Here is a 24,280-nt window from a genome sequence, read left to right on the forward strand (position 1 = left end):
TTTTGTGAAGTTAATGTGAAGTCTAAAAATTTATTTTCAGACTATCTCCTTCAACACTCACTCCTTTACTTTTTGAAAAACTGATGTTTTTGCCATCTTCAAATTTCAAAGTATCTAAATCTTTTAATTCGATATCGTAAGTTAAAATATGTAAAATAATATCATACAAAGAAAAAAACAATTCCTTTTCATCCATTTTACTTTCATAAACCTCAAATTCCAAACGATTAAAATTTCTTAGTCCATAAGTATAAGCATTAACTCCATTTTTATAAGGATATACACTTACATAAACCCAATTATAAACTGGCAAACGATTTTCTTTTAACATGTTGGCATTTTCTATATAAAATTTAGGTTCTAAAACAACCCCGCCAGTATAAAATCCTAAAGCATTTTTATCTTGCAAACATGCGGATGAAACTTGAGTAAAAAGTTTAGCTTGTTCGAGCTTGCTTTCACTTTGACTTAGCACAGCAACCAAAAGATGGGCTTTGTGCTTTTTTGTCTCTTTTAAAGCATCTTTCCACATAAAATTAAAATTCGCATAATACTCAGCTTCTTCATTGGGTATAGGATTTTTAATCAAACTTAGGGTCACAAGCATATTTTTATGATAAAAAATAACTCCATCTTGATTAAAATCCTCATCTGGAATCAAGATATCAAATTCATTTTTAAGCAAATTTTGCAATTTTAAAAAGTCAAATTCATCATCGCTTAAAAGCACAAAAGAAGTAAAATTATGGTTTTGCTGCATACTTTTTTCCTTAGAAATTTATTATTTAAAATTTATTATATCTTAAAACATTCATTTTTTAGGGTGCAAATTTTTAAAAATTATGATAATTACTATTAATTATAGTTTTATTTTTCTTGTAGTATAATCGTGCGGTTTTAACAAATATTTAATGGGATTTATATATGGAATTTTTAAGAAATTATATTGATTTAATCATTTTTTTAATTTTAGGAATAATGGCTTTTATAGCACTTTGGTGTGTTATTGAAAGATTATTATTTTTTAGAAAAATTGATTTTAAAAATTATAAAAATCAAGAAGAATTTGATAATGCGATCAGTGAAAATTTAACCGCCATATATATTATTTATTCTAATGCTCCATATATTGGACTTTTAGGGACTGTTGTTGGGATTATGGTTACTTTTTATGAAATGGGCTTAGCTGGAAATATAGACGTAAAATCTATAGTTATAGGACTTTCTCTAGCCCTTAAAGCCACAGCTTTAGGTCTTTTAGTTGCCATTCCAACCCTTATCGCTTATAATGCGCTATTGCGTAAAATTTCTCTTCTAAGTAGTACTTATAAGGCAAATCAAAATGATTAAATTGCCAAAAAATGAAGGATTAAACATTGTCCCATTTATAGATATTATGCTTGTTTTACTCGCTATCGTTCTTAGTATTTCAACCTTTATCGTGCAAGGTAAAATCCAAATCAACCTCCCAAAAAGCGAAAGTTCTATGAGCCTTAGCGATCATGAAAAAAAACTTCTTATTAGCATCGATGAGAAAAATATTTTCTATCTAGATGATAAAACAGCAAATTTAGAACAAATAAAAGAGGCGATATCCCGGCTCGATCAAAAAACTATCGTAGAACTCAAAAGTGATAAAAATGCTAAATTTGAAAGTTTTGTGCAAATTATAGATCTATTAAAAAACAAAGGACATGAAAATTTCCAAATTGTAACGGAGAAAAATAAGTGAAAAACTTATTTTTAAATCACAAATATCAAGCCTTTTATCTATCTTTTTTGATCTTTTTACCTGTATTTTTTTTAATCTTTAATTCTGCTGATTTTTTTAAAGTAAAATTTAAAAATGAGGAAATTTTTACCTTATCTATGAAGCAATTTACCCAAATCAATCCAGCACCCACACAAGAGAATAAAATCGTAGAAAAAACCACACCTAAAATCAATAAAATTCAACCAAAACCCATAAAAAAAGATACAAAAAGAATCAAAAAAATAGAACAAAAACCAATTACAACCGAATCAAAGCCAACAACAAATCAAATAACTAAAAATCCTTCTCCCCAAATCACTCAACTCATACAAGGCAAAGATAAACATCCACTCCTTGAAGAAATTCAAAAAGCAATTCAAAAAGCCCAAAATTATCCTAGACAAGCTCAAAGAATGGGTATGCAAGGGGTTGTTAAAGTAGAATTTTTATGGAAAGAAAATAAAACTTTAGCAGAGTTAAAAATAATCCAAAGTTCTGGATACTCTCTCTTGGATAAAAATGCCTTAGAAAGCATTCGCAAAGCTTCAATAAATTTCCCTTACTATAAAAATGATTTAAGAATTATACTTCCTATAGTGTATAGTTTAAAAGGGTAAAACTCATCAAAATTATTTAATTTAAACTCTTTTATCAACAAATATGGCTTTATTATCATTGATTTGTCCTATCAAATCTTTGCTTAAATTCTTAGCTAACTCATCTAAAGATTTGTCTTGAAGTTCTTCAAATTCTTTTGGATTACTTGCTTTAAGTTTGGCCTGTTCATCAGCACTTAAAGAGCTTAAACCTTTCTCTTGTGCTTTTTGAAGTAAATCTTCATCATCATTTTCTTTTTCTTTGATTTTAGCTTTATCATCATCTTTTTTTTGCGTTTTTTGTGGATCAACACTTTGCATAGCATTTGCTCCACCTCCTGAAACTTCTTTTAAATCACTCAAAATTTCTCTTAAACTCGGTTCTTTAACATCATTTTCATCGATATTTCCATCTTTATTGACATCTTTATCTATGAAAAAATTCAATTTTTCTTCTATGCTCGCATCATCAGATAATGAATCGTTATGTTTTAAACCTAAATTCTGCATACTTTCATGCAAAGTATTTTGGTGAAAACTTATGCCGATTTTTTTATCACTTTGTGTAGATTTAACACTGAAAAATTCATTCTTCGCATTTTCAAACCAATTAGAAACAAATTCATTTGCTTCTCCATTTAATCTTATAGCTCCATCATCTCTAGCAATATAATTTGTATAAGAACCAAAATGATTTTGCAAATTTTTATAATTTTCTTCGCTTAAATTTAAAGATATCAACTCACCTTCTTTATCTTCAAAAATAATTTTCTTGCCAAAATTATTATGATCTGAAAGATCATTAACTTTGACTTTATCCTTTTCTTCAGACTTTAATTCCAAAATTTCTTTACGATTTGTAACATTTTGATTGTTTGACAAAGTATTAAAACCATTCATTGTTAATTTATCCATAAATCATCCTTTAAAATTTACAAATTAACATTATTTACAAGATGCAAATAAACCCAAACGGCACATTTTTCTTTGATGCTGCGTTGGTAAAGCATTGCATTTTTTCAATCTTTCTTTATAATCAGGACAGGAATTTTTAGCATACACTACACCCAAAAGTATAAAAATAAAAAATATTTTTCTCATGATTAAAACCCTTAATATTATAAGCTAGTTTTGATATAATTATAAATTTGATATCGACAAAAAAGAAAAAGATTTTATATAATAAAGAATGTAATAAGGAATACAATGAAAGCATTAGCCCTTTTTAGTGGTGGCCTTGATAGTATGTTAGCAATGAAGCTTATCACTTCTCAAGGTATAGAAGTTAAAGCTCTAAATATTAATATAGGTTTTGGAAGCACAAGCGATAAAAGTGAGATCATGAAAAAAAGAGCGGCTATGGTGGGTGCAGATTTTGAAATGATCGATGTAAGAAATTCTTATTTACAAGAAGTTCTTTTTAATCCACAATATGGCTATGGCAAGCATTTTAACCCTTGCATAGATTGCCATGCTTTTATGTTTAAAACTGCTCTTGCTATGCTAAAAGAAGAAAATGCAAGTTTTATCATCACCGGAGAAGTCTTAGGACAAAGACCGATGAGTCAAAGAAATGACGCTATGGCTAAGGTTAAAAAATTAGCTCTTGATGAAGAAGATCTTATCTTGCGTCCTATGTGCGCCAAAAATTTACCTCTAACAAAGCCTGAAAGAGAAGGTTGGGTGGATAGAGAAAAACTAGAAGGCATTAGTGGAAGAAGTCGCAAAAGACAACTGGAACTGGCTGCACAATTTGGACTTGAAGATTTTGAAAGCCCAGGTGGAGGATGTTTATTAACCCTTGATAGTTTTGCTAAAAAAATTCGCGATTTTATACAATTTGATAAAGATATGCAAGTTAATGATGCACAACTTTTGAAATACGGACGTCATTTAAGATTGCCTATGGGCGCTAAAATGATCATAGGACGTAATGAATTAGAAAATGAACTTTTAAGAAATTTAAAAACTCCAAAATATGAAGTTATAGGCATAGGAAATTTAATAGGGGCTTATTCTTTGCTTAGCACAAATGCAAGTAATGAGGATATAGAACTTGCTTTAAAAATTGCTTTAACTTACACTAAATGCGATATAAATACCAACTATGAATTAGAATTTAAAAACCAAAAATTTATCACCTCAGCTTTTGAAGATAAAACACAAATTAGCAAATTTTTTATCAGTTAGTATAAACTAATTTCAAAAAAGAACGATATAGTGATTGAATCTTTTCAAAATATTGCTATAAAAGCCCGTTTCAAAACGGGCTTTTTTTATTTTAGACTATAAATTTTTTTCAAATTATTTAAATTAGAACTCGCATTTAAAAGCAAACAATCAGCTAAAACTAAACGCACCATAGCATTAACCACAACACTTCCACGTATGCCAACGCAAGGATCGTGTCTGCCTTTTAATTCTAATTTCACATTATTTCCAAATTTATCCATACTTTCTTGTTCTCTAAAAATAGAAGGAGTGGGTTTAAAATAAGTTTTTAAAACAAGATCTTCTCCATTTGAAATTCCACCTAAAATGCCCCCACTATGATTGCTTAAGAATTTATTATCCTTTAAAATATCATTATTTTGAGATCCATACATTTTGCTTGCATTAATCCCCTCACCAATTTCTACTGCCTTAACAGCATTAATCCCCATTAAAGCATGGGCGAGTTTAGAATCTAATTTATCATAAAGAACTTCTCCAAATCCTTTCATCATCCCAGTTACTCTTGTAAAAACCGCTGCGCCTACACTATCTTTAGATTTTTTTGCATTTAAAATTTCAGCTTTAAAATCATTTTCTAAACTAGAATCAAGACAAAAAATCTCACTTTCTTGTGCCCATTTAAAATCAAATTGATCCTCATTTAAATTTGATTTTAACCTCCCTACTCCAAAAACTCCACTTTGAACACAAATATCAAATTCATTCAAAAGCATCGCGCATACAGCACCCCCAGCTACCCTAGCAACACTTTCTCTAGCACTTGATCTTCCACCGCCTCTATAATCTCTTAAGCCATATTTATGAAAATAAGTAAAATCAGCGTGTGCAGGGCGAAATACATCTTTAAAATTATCATAATCTTTAGAACGTGCATTTTCATTAAAAACAACTATGGCAATAGGATGGCCTGTGGTATATCTCTCAAAAACTCCGCTTAAAACTTGTGCTTTATCGCTTTCTTTTCTTGGGGTTGAAAATTGATTTCCACCTTTGCGTTTATCGAGTTCATTTTGTAAAAATTCCTCATCAAATTTTACACCAGCAGGCATTCCATCTATCACACAACCCACAGCTACTCCGTGAGATTCTCCAAAACTTGTAAATTTTAATCTTGTGCCAAAGGTATTCATGATAAATTTTCCAATTTTTCAAGTGCAATTTTTGCCGCCATTTGTTGTGCCTCTTTTTTGCTTTTTGCAATAGCTCTTGCAATTTCCTTACCCTCTAGCTTTAAAGCAATTTCAAATTGTTTTAAATGATCGGGCCCAAAAGCACGCAGTGTTTCGTATTCTGGAGTTTTTCCTATGGTGCCTTGAGTGATCTCTTGCAGTCTTGTTTTATAATCTTTGATTAAATTTTTTGCATCAATTTTTGGAAAATTATTTTCTATGAGTTTTAAAGCGATATTTCTTGCACATTCAAAGCCTGATTCTAAATGAATAGATCCTATGATCGCTTCTAGGGCATCAGAAAGAATGGAAGGCTTTTGTCTTCCTCCATTATTTTCTTCAGATGCACTCATAAAAATAAAATCACCCAAATTTAAACTATCGGCAATTTTTGCAAAGGATTTTTCATTCACTAAAGCGGCTCTTAATTTTGACAAATCGCCTTCAGCGTCTTTTCCAAATTTATGAAATAAATACTCCCCTACGATCAAATCAAGCACCGCATCCCCTAAAAATTCCAAACGCTCATTATTATAAGATTTTTTACAACTTTTGTGAGTCAGTGCTTGTGTGAGAAGATTTTTATCTTTAAATTGATAACCTAAGTTTTGTTCTAAAAGCTCGATATTTTTCATTGATTTTCCTTTTGCAATTTTAAAGCCGCCTCTCTTGCTAAAATATCACATCTTTCATTTTCCTCATGCCCGTTGTGTGCTTTGATCCAAAAAGCTTGAATTTGATGCGATTTTGATACTTTTAAATATTCTTTCCACAAATCTACATTTTTTTTACCTTTAAAATCCTTTTTAATCCAATCATCAAGCCATTCATTAATACTTTGAACCATCAAATTTGAATCAGTAAAAAGTTTGACTTCACAAGGCTCTTTTAAAATTTTTAAAGCTTCAATAATAGCCATTAATTCCATACGATTATTAGTAGTATTTTTTTCCGATCCAAAGCCTTCTTTTTGATACCCTTTATAACGCACTATATACGCCCACCCTCCAAAACCTGGATTATTAAGACAAGAGCCATCGGTATAAATTTCAACACATTTCATCATTTTTTACTTCACAAATAATCTTACAAGTATTAAATTCATAACACATAGGACAATGATAAAAAAACAAAGGCATTATATTTTTGCATTCTGAACAACGATAAGAAAATTCAAGCCTTGCTTTAAAAGAATTTTCACGTAAAATTTTTAACATTTTTAAATTTGAATTTTTAAAAACAAAATGACTTGGAATTTGATCTTTGCTAATATAGCCTAAAGCATAAAAAAATTCTAAAAACTCTTGATTTTCCAAATTAAAAACTTGATCTTGCTTATAAAGTAGATCGCAAATATCGTTAAAATTTTGCCCCAAAAATAAAGAATATTTTTCAAAAATAAAACGCCCTAGCATAGTATTGTTTGACATTTTTAATTCTAATAATTTTTGTTTTTTTTCTTCATTGTTTAAATTTGAAGCATGTAAATTTAAAGCTTTTATAAATTCTTGTTCTTTTTCTACTTCTTCTCCAAGTTCAAATAAACACTCTAAAATTTCTAAATTTTCTTTATAAGCTTTTAATTTCAAATACACAATTTTAAGAAGTTTTAAAGCCTCTATATTTCTTGGACGAAGTTTTAAAGCTTGAAGTAAAACTTCTTTAGCGCGCTCTAAAAATCCTGCTTTAAAATAAATATTTGCCAAAGCGATAAAAATAAATTCTTGTTCATTTTTATCCTTGCTTTTTTCAAGTGCGATCAAATAAATTTGAGTGGCCTTTTCAAATTCCCCACTTTTTGTAAAAATATCTGCTAAAAAGCTTAAATTTCCAAAACTCAATCTTTCATTTCTTAATAAATCTTTGTGAATATTATCTATTTCAAATTTTTTAATGAATTTTTCAAGCTTTTGTTCTTTATCTTTATTTGCAAACAATTTCCAAGCATGATTAGCCACAGAAACCACAAAAATCAAAACAGTTAAAATAATAAGTCCTACCAAAGGATCCCTATATTCAACAAAGAAAAAATCCATAAACTCTCTTTAAAATTTTATGCCAAATTATAGCTAAATCTTTGTATAATTTTATTTAAGGTTTTTAAAATGATATCTAAAGAAAGTATAGAAAATTTATCCCAAAGACTTAATATTGTTGATATTATTGAAAATTACATTGAAGTAAAAAAACAAGGCTCTAGCTTTGTTTGCGTGTGTCCATTTCATGCAGATAAAAATCCTTCTATGCATATTAATGCTCAAAAAGGTTTTTATCATTGTTTTGCGTGTAAAGCAGGAGGAGATGCTTTTAAATTTGTAATGGACTATGAAAAATTAAATTTTTCTGATGCAGTAGAAAAAGTCGCCAGCCTTTGCAATTTTACTCTAAGTTATACTAAAGAAAAAAATGAAAGCAGGAAAGATCTAAAAAATATCTTACCTAAATTAAACGCTTATTTTAAAAATAATCTTTCTCATCATAAAGAAATTTTAGACTATCTCTACTCAAGAAAATTAGACGATAAAGACATTGCTAAATTTGAATTAGGTTTTGCAAATTCAAGCGAAGAAAGCGTGAGATTATTGCAAAATGAAAATATATCCATCGAAGATGCTTTAGCGGTTGGAGCCCTAAAGAAAGATGAAAAAGGTGAAATTTATGCGAGTTTTATATGGCGTATCACTTTTCCAATTTATGATCAAAAAAATACACTTGTAGGCTTTGGCGGAAGAACTATTAATCCAAACGTAATGGCTAAATATGTCAATTCTCCCCAAAATATGTTTTTTGATAAAAGTAGAATTTTTTACGCTTTTCATTTAGCTAAAGATGCCATCAGCGTAAAAAAAGAGATGATTATCTGTGAAGGTTATATGGATGCGATTGCTTTTCATAAAGCAGGTTTTAACAATGCAGTAGCCGTTCTTGGCACCGCACTAACCGAACATCATTTACCTTTAATCCGTCGATATGAAGCTAAAGTGATACTTTGTTTTGATAACGATGAAGCAGGATTAAGAGCGGCTACTAGATCAGCTTTTTTACTTAGCACTCATAAAATCGATGGCAAAGTCGCTCTTTTAGAAGGCGGAAAAGATCCTGCGGAATTAGTCGCTAATAATCAAAATGCGAAACTTTACGACATACTTGAAAAAGGTATGGAGCTTGGGGAATTTTATATCAGACGTATCATAGCAGATTTTACACTTGATTCAGCGCTTGATAAACAAAAAGCTTTAGAGAGTGTGCAAAAATACACTTTCGCTCTTGAGCCTTTGATTGCTAATTCTTATACGCAACTCGTTTCTAAACTTTTAGGCGTGGAAGAAAAACTGATTGTTTTAACCAAAAATTTCAGATCTTATAAAAATTTAAATTCCACTCCTTTAGAAATTCCAAACACAAAAACACACATTATGGAACTTGAAATTCTCAACTTTTTAAAAAATAATTCCAACATGCACGAACTTTTTAAACAAATTAGCGATAGTGTTTGTTTTAAACATAAAATTTTATTAGAAAAAATTCTAGAAAAAAAAGGCTATGAAGATAGCGATATAAGAGAATTTGAACAAAAAAATATCCTTAAAAATTTAAATCAAAATGAATTTTTATTTGGCATTTGCAAAATCAATTTAGCTTTTTTAAATCACATCGATACAATCAATTCTGTCTTAGCTCTAAAAAAACAACTTTTTGCCCTAATCGATAAAAATTCTCAAATTTTAAATAAAAATTTAACACAAGAAGAGTGTTTATGTTTTTTAAAAGAATATTTATTGCTTTTAAAAAATGAAAAGGATGAAATAAAGCTAGAGCAATTATTTAAAAGCTTAAATAAAATTTTTTCTCTTAAAAAATTTGATGCAAAAGAATTAAATATCAATTCTACGCAAGAATACAATGAAGAACCTTTTTAAGTTAAAATGGTAAAAAAGTGTTTAATTTACCTTTTTTTAAACACAATCACGCTAAAGTATAGAAATTTTTTTAAGGATTGATTTGATGATGCCTTTTAGTGATGAAGAACTTATAAATCCTGTAAAATCAAGCTTAGAAAAAAGCATTCCTATGTTGGAACGCGATGGGGGTGGGCTTGAATTTTTAGGGATTAAAAATGGAGTAGTTTATGTGCATTTAATCGGTGCTTGCAAAGGTTGTGCATCAAGTGGAACAACCCTAAAATATGGACTTGAAAGACAACTTAAAATCGATATTCATCCAGAAATTACCATTGTAAATTTAAATGGCGGGGCAGAAGAATTTGCAAAATTATAAAAAACTCGGTATTGAACATTTTCTAAAAAAAGATTTTAAAACCGCAAAAATATATTTTTCTCTAGCCTATGAAAAACGCAAAAATAAACGTTTGTTTAATTTTATTTTGCTTTGTGATTTGGCTTTAAAATTTCCAAAAGAATCAATTTTGCTTTTTGAATTTTATTTAGAACACTACACCATAGAAAAAATTGATAAAGATTTTGAAGAAATTTTAAAAACAATAGAAACTCAACACGAAGAAAGATCTCAAAATAAAGATGAATTAGAAGATGGCTATGCTCTAAATTATCAAGATTTTTTAAAAAGTGAAGAACAAATTGGCTTTGAAAAAAGTTTTGAAAATATTATACAGAGTGCAAAATTAGTGATTGATAATCGTGATGATTTTTTAGATTTTTTAGAAAAACTTCTTGAACACGGCTATAAAGATATGACTTTAAATTACATCGAAAGCGTTATATCTCATTTTTGGGCCAATGAAAGATTTATAAAAATCCAAGAAAAACTTATAGGATTTAAAAGTGAAAATAAAGCTTGAAAATACATTTATTACCGATAATACTTTAGAGTGTGAAAAAGGTTGTTTTTTTCTAAAAACCGAGCAAAACAAACAATTTGAAAATGAAGCTTTAAAAAAAGAATGCAAGATTATTGATGTTAAAGAATGCAAAAAAATACTCAATATTGATGAAAATATTAAAATTATCGGCATCACAGGAACAAATGGAAAAACAACCACCGCAGCGGCAATTTATTCTATATTGCTTGATTTAGGATATAAATGCGGTCTTTGTGGAACCCGCGGTGCTTTCATAAATGATGAACAAATCGATGAAAAATCCCTTACAACATCAGCAATTTTAAAAACATTAGAGTATTTAAAAATCGCTACGCAAAAAGGATGTGAATTTTTCGTTATGGAAGTAAGCTCGCATGCTTTAGTGCAAAATAGAATCGAGGGTTTAAAATTTGCAGCAAAAATTTTTACCAATATCACTCAAGATCATTTAGATTTTCACCAAAATTTTGAAAATTATAAACAAGCCAAAGAACTTTTTTTTACAGATGAAAGCTTAAAATTTATCAACAAGGACGCCTTAGCAATTAAATTTAATGTAAAAAATGCTTTTACTTACGGCATAGAAAATCCTTCTTTGTATCAAATTAAAGCCTACTCTTTAGAAAATGGCATCAATGCGGTTGCTATGATCAAAAATACAACCTTTCATATAGAATCCCCTATGTTAGGACTTTTCAATCTTTATAATCTTCTTGCTGCAAGTGCTTGTGTGAATGAACTTGTTAAGCCAAATTTAGATGATTTAGAAAAAGCGATCAATCACTTTGGAGGGGTTTGCGGACGAGTGGAACAAGTTGCTGATGGAGTTATCGTTGATTTTGCTCATACGCCTGATGGCATAGAAAAAGTTCTTGATGCTCTTAAAAATAAAAAATTAATTGTAGTTTTTGGCGCAGGAGGCAATAGAGATCGCACTAAACGACCTTTAATGGGTAAAGTTGTAGAACATTTTGCAAAAACTGCTATCATTACAAGCGATAATCCACGCGATGAGGATCCAAAAATTATAATCGAAGAAATCGCAAGCGGTTTTAAAGAACCAAAAAAAGCTTTGATGATTGAAGATAGAAAAGAAGCCATAAAAAAAGCTTTAGAACTTAAAGAAAAAGATGATTTAGTAGTGATCTTAGGAAAAGGTGATGAAGAAACTCAAGAAATTAAAGGGGTAAAATATCCTTTTAGTGATAAATTAGTTGTAAATGAAATTTTAAGGATAAATTGATGTTTGATAATATAGACTTTTCTAAAATGGGCGAACTTTTAAATCAAGTTCAAGAAAAAGCAAAAAACATAGAATTAGAACTTGCTAGTAAAGAATTCAGTGCAAAAAGTGGAGCAGGGCTTGTCAAAGTCAGTGCAAATGGCAAAGGTGAAATTATCGATGTGAGTATTGATGATTCTTTACTTGAAGATAAAGAATCGATGCAAATTTTGTTAATATCTGCTATCAATGATGTTTTAGCTATGGTAGCACAAAATCGCAACAGCATGAGTAGTGATATTTTAGGAGGCTTTGGAAAATTATGAGATTTTTATTTTGTATAATTGCATTTTTAATGATCGGGCAAGCTATAGAACGCCCTACTTTTGAAGATTTTGCCGCAGGTTATGAAAGAAATAAGGCAAGTATGTTTAATTACGAAGGAATGCCAGCCTTTGTTTTAAGTGAAAATTTACTTGCTGTTTTAAAACAACCTAATGCAAAATTAAATAAATACGTAAAATACGATCCTTTTTTAAATCTTTATCTTGTAAGAACAGATTTTTCACTCATTCCAACTCCTATGGGAGATGAAGAAAAATTAACTCGTAATGACTGGGTTGGGATTTGGGATCCAAATAAACCTTATATAGGTCATATTAAATACTTAGCTCAAGATATCAATGAAAGAGATCAACTTGATTTTAACACAAAAATCGGACTTTTGGGAACTCCATGTTGTGAAATGCTTGGCATTGCACTAAATAATGGTGCTTTTATTGGTAATAGATATTTAAAACACTTTATGAAATACAATGATGTTTATTGGGGTGATATTGGGGTTGATTTTGTAGAGCGAGAAAACAAAATTTATGTTAATAAAGTACGTAAAAATGGTCAATTTTTAATCAATGATGAAGTGATAAGCGTAGATGGAAAACCTGTAAAAGATTTAAGAAAATTAAACGAAAAAATTCTGTTTGCTGATCCTAGCAGTACGCTTTATTTTCAAGTCTTAAGAGACAATGTTGATTTAAATATTTCAACTCAAGTTTTTGCTAAAGATATCAGTAAATTTAATCTTCCAAATGCCAAACCAAAGCCAAAAACAACCAATTTTAGAAGTAATTTAGGCTTAAGTGTTAATGCATCCTTAATCGTGACAAAAGTCGATCCAAAATCTAAGGCTGATTTAGCCGGATTTATGGTGGATGATAAAATTTTACGCGTTAATAATATCATCTTAAAAGATTTTAAAAATTTGCAAACTATACTTGCTAATGGAAATGATTTTAACATTTTAATTCAAAGAAAAAGCTCTAAACTTCCTTTGCATAATTTTGATGATGGCTTAATCGGAAATATCAATGCAGGTGGAGATGGAAATTTTCAATTTTTTATTAGGCTTAGAAAGTGAAAGAACTCTTCATCAAGCATTTAAATGAAAATTTACCCTATATAAAAAGTTTTCATCCTTTTTTTAATGAAGCTTTACAAGCGATGTTAAAAGCCGGTGGAAAACACTTTCGCGCACAATTGCTTTTAGGCATTGTTGAATGCAAAGCCCCTCAACTCATTTCAAATGCTTTAGATGCAGCTTTAGCTTTAGAATTTATCCATACTTATTCTCTCATTCATGATGATTTACCCGCTATGGATAATGCTGATTTTAGACGAGGTGCTCCTACCCTACATAAAAGCTATGATGAAACCACAGCTATTTTAGCTGGAGATGCTTTAAATACCGAAGCTTTTTTATTACTAAGTAATTTAAATTTAAAAGAAAAGATTAAAATCAATTTAATCCGCACTTTAGCCTATAATGCGGGTATCAATGGAATGATTATAGGTCAAGCGATTGATTGTTATTTTGAAGATAAAAAACTCAATTTAGATGAACTTAAATTTTTACATATTCATAAAACCGCAAAACTCATAGCCGCATCTTTAAAAATGGGTTGTGAAATTTGCGAATTAGACAAAAAAGAAAGTGAAAAAATTTATGATATTGGTTTAAAATTAGGTTTAATCTTTCAAATCAACGATGATATTATCGATGCAACCATGAGTGAAGAGCAAAGTGGAAAACCTGCTAATCATGATACGCATAAAAATTCTTTTGTGAATTTATTAGGACTTCAAGAAGCCATAAATTGCAAAAATGATTTGATACAAAATTGCAAAAATGATTTGATCAATTTAGATGAAAAAATATCAAAAATGATCGAAAATCTTATGATACAATATTTATAAAGGTTGAGAATGGATACAAAATTTTTAAAAATTCAAGCAGATACTTTAAGATTTTTAAGCGCAGATATGATCCAAAGGGCAAATTCTGGTCACCCAGGTGCGCCTTTAGGTTTAGCTGATATCTTAAGTGTTTTAAGTTATCATTTAAAACATAATCCTAAAAATCCAAACTGGCTAAATCGCGATAGATTAGTTTTTTCAGGTGGTCATGCAAGTGCTTTAATCTATAGTTTTTTACATTTAAGTGGCTATGATTTAAGTTTGGATGATTTAAAAAATTTTAGACAACTTCATTCTAAAACCCCTGGTCATCCAGAGATCACAACGACGGGCATTGAAATTGCAACAGGTCCTTTGGGACAAGGTGTGGCCAATGCTGTTGGATTTGCTATGGCTGCTAAAAAAGCTCAAAAAATGCTTGGAGAAGATCTAATCGATCATAAAATCTATTGTCTTTGTGGTGATGGAGACTTACAAGAAGGAATTTCTTATGAAGCTTGTTCTTTGGCAGGACTTCATAAACTTGATAATTTAATACTTATTTATGATAGCAATAATATCTCTATAGAAGGAGATGTAGGTCTTGCATTTAATGAAGATGTTGCTTTGCGTTTTAAATCTCAAGGTTTTGAAGTTCAAGATATCGATGGACACAATTTTGAAGAAATTAACAAAGCTTTAGAAAAAGCAAAAAATTCTAAGCAACCAAGCCTTATTATCGCAAGAACAACCATTGCTAAAGGTGCTGGAAAACTTGAAGGAAGCCATAAAAGTCATGGTGCTCCTTTGGGCAAGGATATCATTAAAGAAGCTAAAGAAAAAATAGGTTTTGATAAAAATTTAACCTTTCAAATTCCACTAGAAGCAAAAATTCGTTTTGAAAGTGCCATAGAACTTGGAGACTTAGAAGAAGCAAAATGGAAAGAAAAACTTAAAAATTCTAACAAACAAGAACTTTTAGAAAAACTTTTAAAGCCTGATTTTAGCAATATACAATATCCTAATTTTAAAGGTAAAGATCTTGCTACAAGGGATAGTAATGGAGAAATTTTAAATATTTTAGCCAAAAATTTAGAAGGCTTTTTGGGTGGAAGTGCGGATTTAGGTCCTTCAAATAAAACAGAACTTCATGAAATGGGAGATTTTGTAGAAGGAAGAAATATCCATTTTGGCATAAGAGAACACGCAATGGCAGCTATTAATAATGGCTTTGCTAGATATGGTCTATTTTTACCTTTTTCAGCAACCTTTTTCATTTTTAGCGAATATTTAAAACCGGCTGCTAGAATTGCTGCTTTGATGAAGATAAAACACTTTTTTATTTTCACTCACGATAGTATCGGAGTTGGAGAAGATGGCCCTACTCATCAACCTATTGAACAATTAAGCACTTTTAGAGCTATGCCTGATTGCTTAACTTTTAGACCTGCGGATGGGGTTGAAAATGTCAAAGCTTGGAAAATAGCCTTAAATAAACAAATGCCAAGCGCTTTTGTACTTTCACGCCAAAAACTTAAAGCTCTAAGTGAGCCTGTTTTTGGAGATGTTGAAAATGGAGCTTATTTGCTTAAAGAAGATGAAAATCCTAAATTCACTTTATTCTCTAGCGGTAGTGAAGTTTCGCTTTGCTTAGATGTTGCTAATGAACTTGCGAAACAAAACATTACTTGTAACGTTGTTTCGATGCCTTGTTTTGAACTCTTTAATCAGCAAGAAAATGACTATAAAAAAAGAATTTTACAAGGTGAAGTTATAGGGGTTGAAGCAGCAAGTTCTCATGAGCTTTATAAATTTTGTCACAGAGTTTATGGAATAGAAAGTTTTGGAGAAAGCGGAAAAGATAAAGATGTATTTGAGCATTTTGGTTTTAGCGTTTCTAAGCTTTTAAATTTTATTCTTAATAAATAAAATGACTGCGAATTTCAAATTTCAAAAAGACAAAATATTGATTTTTGGAATTTGGAATAAAACAAGCATTTCAAGATTAAAAACTCACGATTTTTTATCTCAAATTTCAATCACACAATGTGTTTTTGATTTTAGCAACTTAGAAGAAATTGATATGGCTGGAGTAAGATTTTTTCTTGCTTTAGAATTTGATCTTAAAAAAAATAATATTTCTATATTAAAACAGGGGTTAAATTCTCGTTTTGAAAAATTATTTGAACTTTGTGAAAAAAATTATCAAAGAATAGAAAGCGATTTTAAACAAAACTCATTTGATTTTAAAAAAATATTTATATCTTTAGGGATGCTTAGCATTAATTTTCTTATAATTTTAAAAGATTTTATCCATTTTATAGGTGCTTTTTTTATCTCCCTTGTATTGTCTTTTAAAAATCCTAAAAATTTCCGCTTTGTATCTTTTTTATATCATATAGAAAACTCAGCATTTAATGCCTTGCCTATTGTTATTTTAACTGCAATGCTAATTGGAATTGTCCTTGCTTATCAAGCGGCTTATCAATTAGTACAATTTGGGGCTAATATTTTTATTGTTGATCTAATAGGAATTTCAGCCACTAGAGAACTTGCTCCTTTAATCACAGCTATTATAATAGCCGGAAGAAGTGCGAGTTCTTATACTGCTCAAATTGGAGTGATGAAAATAACAGATGAAATTGCTGCAATGAATACAATGGGCTTTAGATCTTTTGATTTTATCATTATTCCTCGTGTTATGGCCTTGATCATTTCTATGCCCTTAATAGTCGCTCTAAGCGATGCTATAAGTATTTTAGGTGGAATGTTAGTAGCAAAAATAAACCTTGATATTTCTTTTTCAGAATTTATAAGGCGTTTTAAAGAAGCGGTTGAATTAAAGCATATCATCATAGGTCTTGCAAAAGCTCCAATGTTTGGTTTTTTAATTGGTGCGATTGCTTGTTTTAATGGCTTTAAGGTAAAAAATACCACACAAAGCATAGGAATTTATACCACAAAAAGTGTTGTGAGTACTATTTTTTGGGTGATAGCATTTGATGCTTTATTTTCGATTATTTTAACTATGGCTGGAATTTGATGGTTATTAAAGCACGCAATATCACGACCAAATTTGATCAAAAAATAATCCACAATAAAATCAATTTTGAAGTTAAAGAAAATGAAATTTTTGGTATTTTAGGTGGAAGTGGGAGTGGCAAATCCGTTTTACTCAAACAAATGTTACTTTTAGAACACTTTGATGAAGGAGAGTATGAAATTTTAGGCTTTAAGCTTAAAAATATCAGTGAAAAAAATGCTTTAAATTTACAAAAACAATGGGGAGTAGTTTTTCAATTTGCTGCTCTTTTTAGTTTTTTAAATGTTTATGAAAATATAGCTATTCCTTTAAAAGAATACACTCAATTGGATGAAAATTCTATCAAAGAATTAGTTCTTATGAAACTTAAAATGGTTGGATTAAATGAAAGTGTTTTAAGGCAATTTCCAAGCCAATTAAGCGGAGGAATGCAAAAAAGAGTGGCCATTGCAAGAGCTTTAGCCTTAGATAGCAAATTGCTTTTTCTTGATGAACCTACTTCGGGTTTAGATCCACATAGTAGCCGAGAATTTGATGAACTCATTTTAGAATTACAACAAATTTTTAATCTTAGCATTGTGCTAGTAACTCATGATAAAGACAGTATGAAAACCTTGCTTGATCGTTTTATCATTTTAGAAAACACTCAAGTGGGTTTTTATGGGACCTATGAAGATCTTAAAATACAAAATGAAAAACTTTTTAAAAAATTTATGGAGTAAAAGTGGAAAATAGAGTCAATTATTTTTTTGTAGGAATTTTTATATTTGGATTGTTTTTTGCTAGTTTAGCATTTATACTTTGGCTTGGCGGATACTCCAAAAAAGAAAGTTTTAAATACTATGAAATTTATACTCAAGAATCTGTAGCAGGACTTGGTATCAAAGCACCTGTAAGACTTTTAGGGGTAGAGGTGGGAAGTGTAGAAAAAATCAGCATAGAAGAAAGAGATAGTTTAGGGGTTAAAATTCTAATTAAAGTAAAGAAAAATACTCCTATAAAACAAGATACATATGCAACCTTGCAACTTCAAGGAATTACAGGACTTAAATTCATACAACTTCAAGGAGGAAGTAAAGAAAGTCCCGAACTTACTAGCCACAATAAAAATAAACCTCCAATTATTCAATTTAAAGAAAGCTTTTTAGCTGCTATAGACAAACAAAGTGAACACATTTTTTCTTTGGTTAAAACTGCTGATTTAAAAACTAAAGAGCTTTTGAGTGAGCAAAATTTAAAAAATTTAGAACTTATTTTAAATAATTTAGCTCAAATAAGTTCTCATTTAAATGAAAATTCGCAAAAAATGAGCCAAAATATTACAAATGCGAGTTTCAAGCTAGGGCAAATGGCAGATAATATAAGTCTTGCTGCTAAAAATTTTAATGAAATTTTAAAAAGCGTCAAAGAAGGAGTGATTGCTTTAAATTCCTTCGCCAAAAAAGCCAATTCAAAAATAGATTCTTATGATGATTTAAAGCAAAATATTGAACAAAATTTAGAACTTTTAAACAAAGTATTATTAGAAAGCGATCTTTTGATAAAAAATTTACAAAGAAGCCCTTCTGATATTTTATTTAAACAAGAAAAACCTCAACTAGGACCTGGAGAAAGATAATGAAAAAATATTTATATATATTTATTTTAAGTTTTATTTTTTATGGATGCTCTATAAATAATCAAGTTGATAAAACTCAAATGTTTATTTTAAAAAACGATGAAATTTCTTCTAATATCCCTTTTAAAAAAACAACTAAGATTTTAAAAATCAAAAGTGCCACTTTGCCTTTATATCTTAATTCAAAATCAATCATTTACACACAAAACAATATAAGCAATACCTATGCTTATCATTTTTGGGCGGATTTGCCTAGTAATTTTTATCGATCTTTTCTTTTATCAAAACTAGAAAAAACTAAAATATTTAAAGCTGTTATTTCCTCGCAAAGCTCATTAAATGCTGATTATATTCTTGAAAGCAGAATTGATTCTTTTGAACAAATTCTTAACTCAAAGCAAAATTATACACAAATTGCCGTAAGTGTTAATCTTATCGATGTTAAAGAAAATAAAATTATTGTTCATCGATTTTTTAATCATAAAGAAAATATTGAGCAAAATAATATTTCAAGTATTTATCAATCTTTTGAAAAAAATTTAAATTCTTTAACCACGGATATTGTTCTATGGATTAATTCTAATATTGATTAAAAGTAGGAACACTTTTTGCTTTTAAAAATTTAGCAATATTTTTTTGAAAGGCAAAAGATGAAAAATGAATTAGATATACTAAAAAAACATTTAGGGGAAGTTGAGGCTGTAGGAGAATTTAAAGCAAATCAAATTTGTTCACAAATAAACGATGCAAATGATTTTATTGGTGCCTTGCAAGTATTAGAACTTGCCCTTAAAAAAATTGAACAAAGTATCACTCAAAGACTCGACGATCAAATTGATGATTTACAAAAACGCACTTTAGATGCAACCACTTCACAACTTATCCAAAATTGTTCTTTCATGGGAACTGCACTTTTTGGAAATATTTTTAATGTATATGTTGGCAAAAAACTTTTTGAATTTGAAATTTCAAATCCTCTTTTAATCTTAGAAAAAGCTGGATATGAAGGTGTTTTAGCTTATATTCAAGATAAAAGAGATGAAATAAAAAATATTTTAGCTGATCTTGCTAATGCAATCATCATGGGTCAAAGCATAGATAATGCTGGAATGTATGACTCAAGCATGGATTTTAAAAATCTTTTTAGATAATTTATAAAGCAGAAAGGATATCTGCTCTTCCATTAACAATTGCAACGCAATGCTCATAATGGGCAGTGTTTAACTCATCGGCACTGCCCGCATCCCATTTTCCATTAAAATGCTTTGGAGTTCCATCTTTTTGGCATATCATAGGCTCTATACAAAAAACCATTCCATTTTTTATCTTAGGCCCACTTTTAGCATTAGCCCCTTTTTCTAAATAATTTAAAATTTCAGGCTCCCCATGAGGTTTGCGCCCTATTCCATGTCCGCAATATCCACGCAACGGAACAAAACCTCTTGAAGTAATAAATTCACCCAATGCAGCCGAAAGCTCCTTAAAACGCATTCCATCTTTAATAATATCAATTGCATAATACAAAGCATCTTTAGCACAAGCGATCAAAGCTTCATCCTTAGAAGAAATTTTACCAATAGCAATAGTCCTAGCAGCATCGCCATAATACCCATCAAGCATTGTGCCGACATCTATACCCAAAATATCGCCTTCTTTGAGAATTTTATCATCGGGAATTCCATGGATGCAAACTTGATTTAAAGAAGTGCAAATTGCACCTGGAAAGCCATAAAGTCCCTTAAAAGAAGGTTTGGCACCTAAGCTTAATATATACTCTTCTGCCATTTGATCAATTTGTTTTAAACTCATTCCAATTTTTATTTCTTTTTCTAGAAAATCCAAAGTTTTTGCGACGATTTGATTTGCATTTCTAAGTTTTTCTATTTCTGCCGGTTTTTTTAATTCTATCATGATTTATCCTTATAAATTTAACCAAATTTTAGCAGTATTTTTTAAAGATTGTACATCACTTGAAGCATAAAAATGCAATAGTGCTTTATCTTTTTTATAAATTAATTTTTCTTTTTCTTTCAAAAAATCAACTATAGCATCACCTGAATGGATTAATTTTGTATTTTGACCAAAATAATCACTCAAAGATTTCATTAAAAAAGGAAAATGGGTACAAGCTAAAATTAAAGCATCTGGAGTTTGAACTTTTTCAAAATAATATTTCATAGCACTTTGTAAAAATTCCCCCTCAAAAATACCCTCTTCAACCATAGGGACAAAAAGCCCAGTTGCTAAGGCCTTTATTTGAGTGAAACCTTGTTCGCTTAAACGTTTTTGATATTCTTGTGATTGAATAGTTGCCTTTGTAGCGATCACTAAAATTTTTTCATCTTTACTTTTTAATGCTTTTTTTGTAGCCTCCACTCCAGCGTCTATTACTCCATATATTGGGATATTAGCATTTTGTCGCAATATATCTAAGGCATAAGCACTTGCAGTATTACAAGCAATAATAAGCATATCAATTTGAAATTTTTTAAAAAAATCTAAAGCCTCTAAACAAAATTTGATAATCGTATCTTTATCTTTTACTCCATAAGGAACTCTTGCGGTATCCCCATAATAAATTATTTCATCAAAAAAATTCGCTTCATAAAGAGATTTTAAGACGCTAAGTCCTCCTACACCACTATCAAAAACTCCAATTTTCATCTTATATATCTTCTAGCGCCTATATAACGTGATTTCCAATAAGAATTACTCAAGTTAGCTTCTCTAGCTCCACCCCTAGAAGAAAGATGGATGAAATTGCCTTTGCTTGTATAAATTCCTACATGCATGCCATTTGGCCCTCTACCCGTTCTAAAAAAAACTAAATCTCCAGCTTTTAAATGAGACTTAGAAACCCTTATGCCTGAATTTAATTGAGTGACAGTTGTTCTTGGGATTTTTGCATTAAACTCCAATAAAGCTTTTTGCGTAAATGCTGAACAATCAGCACCTCTTTTAGTATTGCCCCCTAAAACATAAGGAGTTTTTCTCCATTCATAGGCAATAGATTTTAATTTAGATTCTACATTAGAATAATGGTAATTTGGTTTTCCCATGAAAGCAAAATTAGGATAAAAACTACAACCTGTGATAAAAAATAAAGCTAAAAAAATAAAAAAAAGTTGTCTCATTTGTTTCTCCTTTTTTAAGCACGATTTGCAAAAAATCTAAGATAAATAAAGCCCCAAATTCCAGAACAAAATGAAGCAATTAAAATAGCAAGATTATCTGCATAATGAAATATATCGCTTACCTCATAAGCCAAACCATCGATAAATAAACTCATAGTAAAGCCTATACCCGTTAAAATACAAACTCCATAAAGTTGTTTTAAATTTGATCCTTGAGGCAAATGAGCTAATTTAAATTTTATAGCAAAATAAGAAAAGACAAAAACTCCTAATTGCTTTCCTATAAAAAGTCCAAAAAATATCCCTATACTCACTCCAGAAAACATAGCTTTTAAATCTATGTTTGACAAATTCACCCCCGCATTTGCAAAAGCAAATAAAGGCAAAATAACAAAATTGAGCCAAAATTTTAAACTTTCATAAATATCTTCTAAAAAAGGTTTGCCTTCTTTAGTAACCATAGGGATAAAAAAAGCTGTAATGATTCCTGCTAAAGTAGCATGCACTCCACTTTTTAAAACACTGATCCAAAGAATTAACGAACAAATAAAATAAAAAGATTTCCGCGTAATACCAAAAACATTAAGCATAAGCATTATAAAAATAACAATTGTAGCAATGATAAAAGCAAAAATAGAAAGTTTGGTGGTATAAAAAATTGCGATAATTAAAATAGCCCCAACATCATCGAAAATCGCTAAAGAAAGTAAAAAAATTTTCAAACTCGATGGAATATATTTTCCGCACATCATCAATATCGCTAAAGCAAAAGCGGTATCTGTAGCTGTTGGGATAGCCCAACCTTTAAGGGTATATATATCGCCTAAATTAACCAAAGTAAAAAATAAAGCAGGGATTAATATACCTCCTAAAGCCGCTATAAAAGGCAATACTATATTTTTAGGATTTTTAAAATCTCCATGTAAAAATTCTTTTTTAAGCTCAAGACCTATTGCAAAGAAAAAAATCGAAATGAGTCCATCATTTACCCAAAGCAAAAAAGGCTTATTAAGTTCAAATTCGCCAACACTAAATCCCACTTTTAAATTAAGAAGACTACGATAATGTTCACTAAAAAATCCATTTTGGATCAATAAAGCAAGTAAAGTAGAAACAATAAGTAAAATTCCGCCAAAAGCTTCGCTTAAAATGAGAGTTTTTAATTTTTGAAAAACACCATTCATTTGATTATCTTAAGATATATAAAGCCGATTAAGGCACTGATGAAACTCGCTAATAAAATAGCTAATTTATCAGCATGTTCAAAAATATCACTATTTTTATACGCTAAACCATCGATAAATAAACTCATAGTAAAGCCTATGCCTGTTAAAATACAAACTCCATAAAATTTGGAATATTTTATATTTTCAGGAAGTTTTGCAAGTTTTAATTTGATAGCAAGATAACAAAAAGAAAAAACCCCTAATTGTTTTCCCAAAAATAAACCTAGCATAATTCCAAGACTTACAGGTGAAACTAAAACACTCGCATCCATATCTTTAATATCAACCCCTGCGTTTGCAAAAGCAAATAAAGGCAAAATAAAATAAATCACCCAAGGATTTAAATCCTTTAAAACTGCATGCAAATAAGGTTTTTTATCGGATGTATCTAAAGGTATAAATAAAGCTATAATCACCCCTGCTAAAGTAGCATGTACTCCACTTTTAAGCATTGCTACCCACAAAATCACTCCGATTAAAACATATAAGGATAAGTGTGTAAAATGAAGATAATTTAATACAAATAAAACCAAGATACATAAAAAACAAATTACAATAGCCAAAAATGAGAGTTGATCCGTATAAAATAATGCGATAATAATAATTGCACCCAAATCATCAAAGATAGCCAAAGAAAGTAAAAATAACTTTAAGCTCGATGGAATTTTATTTCCTAAAAGCATTAAAATTCCCACTGCAAATGCTATATCTGTAGCTGTTGGAATAGCCCAACCTTGCATAGCAAAATCATGGGAATGATTGATTAAAGTAAAAATCAAAGCGGGGAAAATCATACCTCCTAAAGCTCCAAATAAAGGTAAAGAAACTGATTTTATATTTTTAAGCTGTCCGCGTAAAATTTCATATTTTAACTCAAGGCCGATACAAAGAAAAAATATAGCGATTAATCCATCATTGATCCAAAGTTCTAAAGACTTTGCGATTTTGAAATTCTCAAAACCTATCGTTAAATTTGCGTGAAAAATTTCTGCATAATAAAAACCAAGAGAAGAATTTTTAAACAATAAAGCTAAAAGAGTAAAAAATATAAGCAAAATTCCAGGAAAAGTTTCACTTAAAATTATTTTTTTAATTATATGCATTTATAACCCATCCTAGAACTAAAAATTATTTTTGTATGATTATAACTAAAAAATACTAAAGAAATAATTATTTTCAAATAATTTATTAGGATACAAATTGCATCCTAAT

At 29.7% G+C, this 24,280-nt stretch carries 29 protein-coding genes; 17 read left to right on the forward strand and 12 right to left on the reverse strand.

Annotated features, from left to right (window positions below):
* Window positions 1-22: 22 nt before the first annotated feature.
* The gene (locus tag CQA75_RS00535; RefSeq protein ID WP_137623109.1) at window positions 23-760 is read right to left on the reverse strand and encodes a DUF4261 domain-containing protein; all 738 of its coding nucleotides are present in this window, start codon (window positions 758-760) and stop codon (window positions 23-25) included.
* Between the two features lie 164 nt (window positions 761-924).
* Here CQA75_RS00535 and exbB point away from each other — a divergent pair, with 164 nt between their 5' ends.
* The 3 genes from exbB to CQA75_RS00550 are packed head-to-tail and all read left to right on the forward strand — an operon-like array spanning window position 925 to window position 2,370.
* Complete coding sequence (exbB, locus tag CQA75_RS00540; protein ID WP_137623110.1) at window positions 925-1,350, forward strand: TonB-system energizer ExbB; 426 nt, start codon at window positions 925-927, stop codon at window positions 1,348-1,350.
* On the forward strand, window positions 1,343-1,732 hold the full coding sequence (gene exbD, locus CQA75_RS00545; RefSeq protein WP_137623111.1) for a TonB system transport protein ExbD: 390 nt from the start codon (window positions 1,343-1,345) through the stop codon (window positions 1,730-1,732). Before exbB ends, exbD begins: the two co-directional genes overlap by 8 nt.
* The gene (locus CQA75_RS00550) at window positions 1,729-2,370 is read left to right on the forward strand and encodes an energy transducer TonB (protein ID WP_137623112.1); all 642 of its coding nucleotides are present in this window, start codon (window positions 1,729-1,731) and stop codon (window positions 2,368-2,370) included. The genes exbD and CQA75_RS00550 overlap by 4 nt, the downstream gene beginning before the upstream one ends.
* A gap of 21 nt (window positions 2,371-2,391) precedes the next feature.
* On the opposite strand, the gene CQA75_RS00555 is transcribed toward CQA75_RS00550, so the two are convergent.
* Window positions 2,392-3,264 (reverse strand): hypothetical protein, encoded by an 873-nt coding sequence (locus tag CQA75_RS00555; RefSeq protein ID WP_137623113.1) that lies wholly within the window; start codon window positions 3,262-3,264, stop codon window positions 2,392-2,394.
* Between the two features lie 30 nt (window positions 3,265-3,294).
* Complete coding sequence (locus CQA75_RS09100) at window positions 3,295-3,450, reverse strand: hypothetical protein (RefSeq protein WP_170999697.1); 156 nt, start codon at window positions 3,448-3,450, stop codon at window positions 3,295-3,297.
* 105 nt (window positions 3,451-3,555) lie between these two features.
* Between CQA75_RS09100 and CQA75_RS00560 the strand changes: the two genes are divergently transcribed.
* Window positions 3,556-4,539, forward strand: a complete 984-nt coding sequence (locus tag CQA75_RS00560) for an MnmA/TRMU family protein (RefSeq protein WP_137623114.1) — start codon at window positions 3,556-3,558, stop codon at window positions 4,537-4,539.
* A gap of 86 nt (window positions 4,540-4,625) precedes the next feature.
* Here CQA75_RS00560 and aroC read toward each other — a convergent pair whose 3' ends face one another.
* The 4 genes from aroC to CQA75_RS00580 are packed head-to-tail and all read right to left on the reverse strand — an operon-like array spanning window position 4,626 to window position 7,789.
* A complete protein-coding gene (gene aroC, locus CQA75_RS00565) occupies window positions 4,626-5,714 on the reverse strand; it encodes a chorismate synthase (protein WP_137623115.1) in 1,089 nt (362 codons plus the stop codon).
* Window positions 5,711-6,388 (reverse strand): ribonuclease III, encoded by a 678-nt coding sequence (rnc, locus tag CQA75_RS00570; protein WP_137621670.1) that lies wholly within the window; start codon window positions 6,386-6,388, stop codon window positions 5,711-5,713. The genes aroC and rnc overlap by 4 nt, the downstream gene beginning before the upstream one ends.
* The gene (gene rnhA, locus CQA75_RS00575; protein WP_137623190.1) at window positions 6,385-6,816 is read right to left on the reverse strand and encodes a ribonuclease HI; all 432 of its coding nucleotides are present in this window, start codon (window positions 6,814-6,816) and stop codon (window positions 6,385-6,387) included. Before rnhA ends, rnc begins: the two co-directional genes overlap by 4 nt.
* Window positions 6,803-7,789 carry a CDC27 family protein gene (locus tag CQA75_RS00580; RefSeq protein ID WP_137623116.1) on the reverse strand — a complete coding sequence of 329 codons (987 nt, stop codon included), beginning with the start codon at window positions 7,787-7,789 and terminating at the stop codon, window positions 6,803-6,805. Before CQA75_RS00580 ends, rnhA begins: the two co-directional genes overlap by 14 nt.
* Window positions 7,790-7,858: 69 nt before the next feature.
* On the opposite strand from CQA75_RS00580, the gene dnaG reads away from it, so the two are divergent.
* The 13 genes from dnaG to CQA75_RS00645 all read left to right on the forward strand — a co-directional run bounded on the left by dnaG (window position 7,859) and on the right by CQA75_RS00645 (window position 19,859).
* Window positions 7,859-9,673, forward strand: a complete 1,815-nt coding sequence (dnaG, locus tag CQA75_RS00585; protein ID WP_137623117.1) for a DNA primase — start codon at window positions 7,859-7,861, stop codon at window positions 9,671-9,673.
* Window positions 9,674-9,758: 85 nt separating this feature from the next.
* On the forward strand, window positions 9,759-10,031 hold the full coding sequence (locus CQA75_RS00590) for a NifU family protein (RefSeq protein WP_137621673.1): 273 nt from the start codon (window positions 9,759-9,761) through the stop codon (window positions 10,029-10,031).
* Window positions 10,018-10,572, forward strand: a complete 555-nt coding sequence (locus CQA75_RS00595; protein WP_137623118.1) for a histidine kinase — start codon at window positions 10,018-10,020, stop codon at window positions 10,570-10,572. The genes CQA75_RS00590 and CQA75_RS00595 overlap by 14 nt, the downstream gene beginning before the upstream one ends.
* The gene (locus CQA75_RS00600; protein WP_137623119.1) at window positions 10,556-11,836 is read left to right on the forward strand and encodes a UDP-N-acetylmuramoyl-L-alanyl-D-glutamate--2,6-diaminopimelate ligase; all 1,281 of its coding nucleotides are present in this window, start codon (window positions 10,556-10,558) and stop codon (window positions 11,834-11,836) included. Before CQA75_RS00595 ends, CQA75_RS00600 begins: the two co-directional genes overlap by 17 nt.
* Entirely contained in the window at window positions 11,836-12,141 is a 306-nt protein-coding gene (locus CQA75_RS00605) for a YbaB/EbfC family nucleoid-associated protein (protein ID WP_137623120.1), read from the forward strand. The genes CQA75_RS00600 and CQA75_RS00605 overlap by 1 nt, the downstream gene beginning before the upstream one ends.
* Window positions 12,138-13,232: a PDZ domain-containing protein gene (locus CQA75_RS00610; protein WP_137623121.1), complete on the forward strand. Its 1,095-nt coding sequence runs from the start codon at window positions 12,138-12,140 to the stop codon at window positions 13,230-13,232. Before CQA75_RS00605 ends, CQA75_RS00610 begins: the two co-directional genes overlap by 4 nt.
* On the forward strand, window positions 13,229-14,068 hold the full coding sequence (locus CQA75_RS00615; protein ID WP_137623122.1) for a polyprenyl synthetase family protein: 840 nt from the start codon (window positions 13,229-13,231) through the stop codon (window positions 14,066-14,068). The genes CQA75_RS00610 and CQA75_RS00615 overlap by 4 nt, the downstream gene beginning before the upstream one ends.
* A gap of 9 nt (window positions 14,069-14,077) precedes the next feature.
* A complete protein-coding gene (gene tkt / locus CQA75_RS00620) occupies window positions 14,078-15,976 on the forward strand; it encodes a transketolase (protein ID WP_137623123.1) in 1,899 nt (632 codons plus the stop codon).
* 1 nt (window position 15,977) lies between these two features.
* Complete coding sequence (locus CQA75_RS00625) at window positions 15,978-17,090, forward strand: ABC transporter permease (RefSeq protein WP_137623124.1); 1,113 nt, start codon at window positions 15,978-15,980, stop codon at window positions 17,088-17,090.
* Entirely contained in the window at window positions 17,090-17,812 is a 723-nt protein-coding gene (locus tag CQA75_RS00630) for an ABC transporter ATP-binding protein (RefSeq protein WP_137623125.1), read from the forward strand. The genes CQA75_RS00625 and CQA75_RS00630 overlap by 1 nt, the downstream gene beginning before the upstream one ends.
* Window positions 17,813-17,814: 2 nt before the next feature.
* On the forward strand, window positions 17,815-18,708 hold the full coding sequence (locus CQA75_RS00635) for an MlaD family protein (RefSeq protein WP_137623126.1): 894 nt from the start codon (window positions 17,815-17,817) through the stop codon (window positions 18,706-18,708).
* A complete protein-coding gene (locus CQA75_RS00640; RefSeq protein ID WP_137623127.1) occupies window positions 18,708-19,301 on the forward strand; it encodes an ABC-type transport auxiliary lipoprotein family protein in 594 nt (197 codons plus the stop codon). The genes CQA75_RS00635 and CQA75_RS00640 overlap by 1 nt, the downstream gene beginning before the upstream one ends.
* 57 nt (window positions 19,302-19,358) lie before the next feature.
* Window positions 19,359-19,859, forward strand: a complete 501-nt coding sequence (locus tag CQA75_RS00645) for a flagellar FLiS export co-chaperone (protein WP_137623128.1) — start codon at window positions 19,359-19,361, stop codon at window positions 19,857-19,859.
* A gap of 1 nt (window position 19,860) precedes the next feature.
* Here the strand turns inward: CQA75_RS00645 and map are convergent, their stop codons facing one another.
* From map to nhaA (CQA75_RS00670), 5 genes are read right to left on the reverse strand one after another with little or no spacing between them, the layout of a single operon-like run.
* Window positions 19,861-20,619: a type I methionyl aminopeptidase gene (map, locus tag CQA75_RS00650; RefSeq protein WP_137623129.1), complete on the reverse strand. Its 759-nt coding sequence runs from the start codon at window positions 20,617-20,619 to the stop codon at window positions 19,861-19,863.
* A 9-nt stretch (window positions 20,620-20,628) separates the two neighbouring features.
* Entirely contained in the window at window positions 20,629-21,372 is a 744-nt protein-coding gene (gene murI, locus CQA75_RS00655) for a glutamate racemase (protein ID WP_137623130.1), read from the reverse strand.
* Window positions 21,369-21,842 (reverse strand): C40 family peptidase, encoded by a 474-nt coding sequence (locus tag CQA75_RS00660; protein ID WP_137623131.1) that lies wholly within the window; start codon window positions 21,840-21,842, stop codon window positions 21,369-21,371. Before CQA75_RS00660 ends, murI begins: the two co-directional genes overlap by 4 nt.
* 14 nt (window positions 21,843-21,856) lie before the next feature.
* Window positions 21,857-23,026, reverse strand: a complete 1,170-nt coding sequence (gene nhaA / locus CQA75_RS00665; RefSeq protein WP_137623132.1) for a Na+/H+ antiporter NhaA — start codon at window positions 23,024-23,026, stop codon at window positions 21,857-21,859.
* A complete protein-coding gene (nhaA, locus tag CQA75_RS00670; RefSeq protein WP_137623133.1) occupies window positions 23,023-24,171 on the reverse strand; it encodes a Na+/H+ antiporter NhaA in 1,149 nt (382 codons plus the stop codon). The genes nhaA (CQA75_RS00665) and nhaA (CQA75_RS00670) overlap by 4 nt, the downstream gene beginning before the upstream one ends.
* Window positions 24,172-24,280: the final 109 nt, after the last annotated feature.

It is taken from the genome of Campylobacter taeniopygiae (assembly GCF_005406225.1).
In the GTDB taxonomy this organism is placed as follows: domain Bacteria; phylum Campylobacterota; class Campylobacteria; order Campylobacterales; family Campylobacteraceae; genus Campylobacter_D; species Campylobacter_D taeniopygiae.